Annotated in this window: 7 protein-coding genes and 1 pseudogene; 5 read left to right on the plus strand and 3 right to left on the minus strand. The window is 66.7% G+C overall.

The annotated features are described in order from the left end of the window. Window positions 1–130: pseudogene (locus tag DPV74_RS37865) on the minus strand (glycosyl transferase family 2); the annotation flags it as partial. A gap of 402 nt (window positions 131–532) precedes the next feature. On the opposite strand from DPV74_RS37865, the gene ispH reads away from it, so the two are divergent. Further along, window positions 533–1,474, plus strand: a complete 942-nt coding sequence (gene ispH / locus DPV74_RS37870) for a 4-hydroxy-3-methylbut-2-enyl diphosphate reductase (RefSeq protein WP_059688065.1) — start codon at window positions 533–535, stop codon at window positions 1,472–1,474. Window positions 1,475–1,486: 12 nt separating this feature from the next. Beyond that, a complete protein-coding gene (hpnH, locus tag DPV74_RS37875) occupies window positions 1,487–2,647 on the plus strand; it encodes an adenosyl-hopene transferase HpnH (protein WP_021158681.1) in 1,161 nt (386 codons plus the stop codon). 235 nt (window positions 2,648–2,882) lie between these two features. Here the strand turns inward: hpnH and DPV74_RS37880 are convergent, their stop codons facing one another. Together DPV74_RS37880 and DPV74_RS37885 are read right to left on the minus strand one after the other, a co-directional pair. Beyond that, on the minus strand, window positions 2,883–3,371 hold the full coding sequence (locus DPV74_RS37880) for a hypothetical protein (RefSeq protein WP_119339048.1): 489 nt from the start codon (window positions 3,369–3,371) through the stop codon (window positions 2,883–2,885). A 223-nt stretch (window positions 3,372–3,594) separates the two neighbouring features. Beyond that, window positions 3,595–3,972: a hypothetical protein gene (locus DPV74_RS37885; RefSeq protein WP_027790307.1), complete on the minus strand. Its 378-nt coding sequence runs from the start codon at window positions 3,970–3,972 to the stop codon at window positions 3,595–3,597. A gap of 501 nt (window positions 3,973–4,473) precedes the next feature. Between DPV74_RS37885 and DPV74_RS37890 the strand changes: the two genes are divergently transcribed. From DPV74_RS37890 to DPV74_RS37900, 3 genes are all read left to right on the plus strand, one after another. Then, entirely contained in the window at window positions 4,474–4,827 is a 354-nt protein-coding gene (locus DPV74_RS37890) for a DOPA 4,5-dioxygenase family protein (protein WP_060315778.1), read from the plus strand. Window positions 4,828–4,965: 138 nt separating this feature from the next. After that, entirely contained in the window at window positions 4,966–5,397 is a 432-nt protein-coding gene (locus DPV74_RS37895) for a nuclear transport factor 2 family protein (protein ID WP_119339049.1), read from the plus strand. Then, window positions 5,394–6,590 (plus strand): MFS transporter (locus DPV74_RS37900; protein WP_119339050.1); only part of this gene is annotated, 1,197 nt, incomplete at its 3' end. The genes DPV74_RS37895 and DPV74_RS37900, both read left to right, overlap by 4 nt.

A 6,590-nucleotide genomic window follows, 5' to 3' on the forward strand; every position in this document is an offset into this window, starting at 1 on the left:
CGGCGCCGCGCGCTTCAGGCGGCAGCGGCCGCGCGGGCACCGCGCGCCAGAAACCGCCGCGCGCGACGAGCAGCACGATCCAGATGATCAGCGACAGCCCGGACACCAGGAAAGCGAGAACCAGCATCATCGGCGCGCCTCCTGCCGGGCGCCGGGTTCGGCAAAATCAATGGGGGTCGGGAACAAAACGCCCGAAACGGCACGGGCGGCCGGGTAATACGCGTAAGAATCGACGGTCATCGAATGGCCTTGAAATGAGCGCGACGCCGGGCAGCCGGAGCGGCTGCCCGCGAAACCGCATAGTTTACTGGGTTCCGCACGCGCCAGCGCCGACGCGGCTCTCCCGCAAATGCAACACGGCAGACACAGCACCAAAGCAAGGACGGCCCGATAGAGTTAAAATGCGCGATTAATTCGGGGTTCCGGGGCCTGGCCGGCCGGTTCGTTCCTGCCTTCATAACATCAAGCCGGGGCGAGCGAGCGAGTGCCAGCTCCTCGAACCCCGGCGTCTGTCGTCGGAGTTCGCTCACTTATGCGAGTCATCCTTGCCCAGCCCCGCGGCTTTTGTGCGGGAGTTGTCCGTGCGATCGAGATCGTCGACCGCGCGCTGCAACAGCACGGTGCGCCGGTCTATGTGCGTCATGAGATCGTGCATAACCGGCATGTCGTCGAAAACCTGCGTGATAAAGGGGCGCGATTCGTTGAGGAGCTCGACGAGGTGCCCCACGGCGCTGTCGCGATCTTCAGCGCGCATGGTGTCGCCCAGACGGTCGAGCGCGATGCGGAAACGCGCGGGCTCGACGTGCTCGACGCCACCTGCCCGCTCGTCACGAAAGTGCACGTGCAAGGCCGCCAGTACGTCGCGGCGGGCCGCCGGCTGATCCTGATCGGCCATGCGGGCCACCCGGAAGTCGAGGGTACGATCGGCCAGATTCCGGCCGAGGTGATCCTCGTGCAAAGCGAAGCGGAAGTCGATACGCTGACGCTGCCCGTCGACACGCCGGTCGCGTACATCACGCAGACCACGCTGTCGGTCGACGATACGCGCGGCATCATCGAAGCGCTGCAGCGCCGGTTCACCGACATCGTCGGCCCGGACACGCGCGACATCTGCTATGCCACGCAGAATCGCCAGGCTGCCGTGCGCGAACTGAGCGAACAGGTCGACGTACTGCTCGTGGTCGGTGCGACGAACAGCTCGAACTCGAACCGCCTGCGCGAGATCGGCACCGAAAGCGGTGTGCCGAGCTACCTCGTCGCCGACGGTTCGGAAGTCAAGGCCGAATGGTTCGCGAATGCGACGACCGTCGGCCTGACCGCCGGGGCGTCCGCGCCCGAGGAAATGGTCGAAGATGTAATCGGCGCGTTGCGCGCGCTGGGCCCCGTCGACGTCACGACGATGGCGGGCCGTGAAGAAAAAGTCGAATTCAAGTTGCCGGCGAAGCTCACGCAAGCTGTCGCCCGCGAAGTTTAAGGAGGACATCTCTTGTCTATTCCGCTGCTCCAGCAAGTCCGCGTCGGCGCGTACATCACGCGCCAACACCTGTCCGGCAACAAACGCTATCCGCTCGCGCTGATGCTCGAGCCGCTGTTCCGCTGCAACCTCGCTTGCAACGGCTGCGGCAAGATCGATTACCCGGATCCCATCCTGAACCAGCGCCTGTCCGTCCAGGAATGCCTGGAAGCGGTCGACGAGTGCGGCGCACCCATCGTGTCGATCGCCGGCGGCGAGCCGCTGCTGCACAAGGAAATGCCGGAAATCGTCCGCGGCATCATGAAGCGCAAGAAGTTCGTCTACCTCTGCACGAACGCGCTGCTGATGGAAAAGAAGATGGACGACTACCAGCCGAGCCCGTACTTCGTCTGGTCGGTCCACCTCGACGGCGACGCGCAGATGCACGACCACTCGGTGTCGCAGGAAGGCGTGTACGACAAGGCGGTCGCGGCGATCAAGGAAGCGAAGCGCCGCGGCTTCCGCGTGAACATCAACTGCACGCTGTTCAACGATGCGATCCCCGAGCGCGTCGCGAAGTTCTTCGATACGCTCAAGCCGATCGGCGTCGACGGCATCACCGTGTCGCCGGGCTACGCATACGAGCGCGCACCGGATCAGCAGCACTTCCTGAACCGCGACAAGACGAAGAACCTGTTCCGCGAGATCCTGAAACGCGGCGAAGGCGGCAAGCGCTGGTCGTTCAGCCAGTCGTCGCTGTTCCTCGACTTCCTGGCCGGCAACCAGACGTACAAGTGCACGCCGTGGGGCAACCCGGCGCGTACGGTGTTCGGCTGGCAGAAGCCGTGCTACCTGGTCGGCGAAGGTTACGTGAAGACCTTCAAGGAACTGATGGAAGACACGAACTGGGACAACTACGGCGTCGGCAACTACGAGAAGTGCGCGGACTGCATGGTCCACTGCGGCTTCGAGGCGACCGCCGTGATGGACACGATGGCGCATCCGCTGAAGGCGTTCGCCGTGAGCCGCAAGGGCATCAAGACCGACGGCCCGTTCGCACCGGACATTCCGATCGACAAGCAGCGTCCGGCCGAGTACGTGTTCTCGCGCCACGTCGAGATCAAGCTCGAGGAAATCCAGCGCGCCGGCAAGGGCAAGCTGCAGAAGCCGGCGAAGCCGGCAGCCGCCGCCTAAGCGCGTTTCGCCACGCGGGGACTTGCCCTCCGCGCCGGCGGGAAAAAAGAAGCGCCACGGAGCCTGCTCCGTGGCGCTTTTGTTTTGGGCCGAGGTGTCGAGTCGCGTTCCGCCGTCACCGTATGGCCACGACAGGCCGCGACAGCCGTGCAATCGCTGCTTCGGCGATTGACGGCGGCCGTGCCGGTGCGGCCGGCCCTGTCTCCTCCAGACTCCCGGCAAAACCGGTGCGACGCTACGCGGCCAGCGATTCGGCCGCGTGCACCCGCATCTTCTCCGCCGCGCCCGCGACGAGCGCCGGCTGGCCGCTCGACGCGAACGCGCAGACGTGCTCCCACAGCTCGGCCAGCCGACGCCGCGTGAGCGTCGTGACGCACGTGTCGTTCGCCGCGAGCACATGCTCGAGCACCGCGCATTCGTCGTCGTGCAACGTCCATGCGCCGCCTTGCGCCGCGCGTGCCACGCCCGCGTCGAGCGCACGCTCGGCGTCGACGCACAGGTCGATGTCGGCATCCGCGCACACCGCATCGTCGAGCGCCAGGAACACCAGGTAGACGCTCGTGCGCAACCGCATCAGCAGCGCCTCGTTGCCATGCCCGCCACGCAGCGCGACCAGCGCCATGTGGCATTTCAGCGAGATGTCGCGCGCATGCACCGGCGGCAGCGGCAGCAACCACTCGCGGGTCAGCGGCACGTGGCGGCGGTGCTTCCGGGAGCCCTTCATGACGGGCTCCCGCTTGCGGGCGCATCGCTCGCCGCGACGGCCGGCCATGCGGTACGGCACGCAACGGCATCACGGTGCGCAAGGCGGCGGTGTTTCGCACGACGTCGCGCGCCACGCGCATCGTCCCGCTGCTGCGACGCTCGCGCGACCGGCAGCCGGCGCAGCGCCGGCGCGCGCACGACGCAGGCAAATCGGATCGGGCAAGCCATGCTCGTCTCCTGCATCAGAACGTGTTCTCGCCCTTCAGGTAGTACGCGGTCTTCACGAAGAACGCCTTGACCGGATGGCCGCCCTGCGCGTCGCGTGCGGCGCGCGCCTCCATCTCGGCCCGCTCTTCGCGCGACCGGTCCGGCACCGGATTGCGGACACGTTCGAGCGCACGCTGCATCGCGAGCGGATAGTTCTGGTTGCCGGCCGACGTCGCGCGATAACCTGCGCGCGTCATCTGCATCAGTTGCGCGTTGGTTTCGGCACGCGCCGCCGACCAGCTCGACAGCGAGGCATTCGATGCCCCGTCGGAAACGGCCGACTGCGCAAAGCTGACGGCGGGCAGCGCAACGAGTGCGCAGGAAAGTACGGCAACGGGAACGAGGGATCGCATAGTGGCCTCCAGGTGGTTGTCCCCGCATCGATCGTGTTCGACGATGCGTTGAAAGCATCGTATGTCGCGCTGCATGCCGCTTGAATAGCCGATTCCGCAATTGATATTTTCGGCTTCGGAATTCGGTGCGCGAACCACGTCATGCGCGAATCCCTCTCAATCGGAATTTCCTTATTTCATTCAATGCCCTGATCGCATTTGTTCAGACGATCCGAAGCCGTGCACACAGCGCTTTTTCAATTTCCGAAATGACGTGTTGCTGATGCGATCGCAGCGGGCGCACCTTCCGGCAAGGCTTCCGGCGTGATATCGCGCGTGCGGATACCCGCGGATATCTCGAACCGCGGCCTTGCCGGATCAAACGGTTCTCGTGATTCAGGACAAGCATCGCATCCGGATTGCCGGATAGCGACACGACGTGCGCAGCAAGGACGCGCGATAATCACGCATCGGCCGTTTCGCACGGCACCTCATGCATTCCCATTTTTATCGAGTCCTTCCATGGCTGCCCTCGACACCACCGCCATCCACAGTTGGCATGCGCACGTCTATTTCGATGCGGCCAGCCGCGACGCCGCGTGGGCGTTTCGCCAGATCGTCGACGAACGGTTCGGCGCGGTCATCGAACTCGGCCGCTTTCACGAACGCCTTGTCGGCCCGCACCCGGCGTGGTCGTACCAGATCGCGTTCGACACCACGCGCTTCGACGAAATCGTGCCGTGGCTCGTGCTGAACCACGGCGCGCTGGATATCTTCCTGCATCCGAATACGGGCGACGAACTGCGCGACCATCGCGACTGCGCAGTGTGGATCGGGAAGTCGTACGTGCTGAATCTCGACGCGCTGGCCGGATAACGGCCGGATAACGGCCGGAAATCGGCCGGAAAGCGCCGCCTTCGCCGCGGCGGCATCCACGTTTCGGGTCGACGTGAAACGTCCCGCGACGGCGCGCTCATACAGTGGGTTCCATTATCGACACTTCCGGAACCCGCCATGACACACCCCGATGCCGATGCCCGGCACATTTACGAAGGCTGGCACGCGGCCGTCGTCGCACGCGACGTCGATGCGCTGATGGCGCTATATACCGACGACGCGGTGCTCGAAACGCCGCTGATCGTCGTCACGCTGCCCGATCACGGCTCAGGCGTGCTGCACGGCAAGGCCGCGATCGGCGCGTTCTTCGCGGCCGGCCTGCGCAATCCGGGCAGCCGGCTCGGGCGCTGGTACCGCACCGGGCTGTTCTTCTCGAACGGCCGCCAGCTCACGTGGGAATATCCGCGCGCGACGCCGGAAGGCGATCAGGTCGATCTCGTCGAAGTGATGGACCTGCGCGACGGGCTGATCGCGCATCATCGCGTGTACTGGGGATGGGTCGGCTTTCTCGCGCTGCGGGCCGCCGCGCCGGCACCCGACCACGCATGACGGCCGCCGCACCGAACCGGGCCACGGCCCGCCGCGTGCTCGCCGCGACCTGCGTGAGCTACACGCTCGTGCTGCTCGACGCGTCCATCGTCAACGTCGCGCTCACCGATATCGCCCACACGTTCGGCAGCCGCATAGCCGGCCTGCAGTGGATCGTGAATGCGTACACGCTCGCGTTCGCGAGCCTGCTGATGACGGGCGGCACGCTCGGCGACCGGCTGGGCGATCGCACCGTCTATGTCGCGGGGCTCGCGATCTTCGTCGCCGCATCCGCGCTATGCGGCATCGCGCCGAGCCTCCCGGCGCTCGCGATCGCCCGCGCGCTGCAAGGTGTCGGCAGCGCGATGCTGGTGCCCTGCTCGCTCGCGCTGCTCAACCGCGCGTTCCCCGAGCCGGCCGCGCGCGCATCGGCAATCAGCCTGTGGATGGGCTGCGGCGGCATCGCGATGGCGTCGGGCCCGCTGATCGGCGGCCTGCTGATCCACCTGTCCGGGTGGCGCAGCCTCTTCTTCGTGAACCTGCCGCTCGGGCTTGCCGGCATCTGGCTCGCCCGCACGGTCACGCGCGCCGCCGGCGACGCGTCGCGACATTTCGACTGGGGCGGCCAGGCCGCGGCCATCGTCGCGATCGCCACGCTGATCGGCACGCTGATCGAAGGCCCGTCGCTCGGCTGGCGCTCGGCGCCGATCGTCGGCGGCGCGGCAACGAGCGCCGTCGCGTGGATCGCGTTCATCGCGATCGAAGCGCGGCGCCGCGAACCGATGCTGCCGCTCGCGTTCTTCCGCAACCGGCTGTTCGCCGGATCGACGTTCGTGTCGATGGCATCGGCGTTCGTGTTCTACGGCTTGCTGTTCGTCCTCAGCCTGTTCTATCGGCAGATCCGCGGCGCGAGCCCGCTCGACACCGGGCTCGCGTTCCTGCCGATGACGGCGATGGTCGCGCTCGGCGGACTGTGCTCGGGCAGGCTCGTGGCACGCTTCGGTGCGCGCGGCTCGATGTGCGCCGCGTTCGCGCTCTACGCGGCCGGCGCGCTCGGCATGACGGGCATCGGTGCGGCGACACCGGCATGGCTCGCCGTCGCGCCGATGCTCGCGATCGGCTTTGCATCGGGATTCATCTCGCCGGCCGCGACGTCGCCGGCGCTCGGGACGGTCGACCGCCGCCGCGCGGGCGTGGCGGCGGCCGCGCTGAAC

The organism is Burkholderia sp. HAN2018 (assembly GCF_024704855.1).
Classification (GTDB): Bacteria; Pseudomonadota; Gammaproteobacteria; order Burkholderiales; family Burkholderiaceae; genus Burkholderia; species Burkholderia cepacia.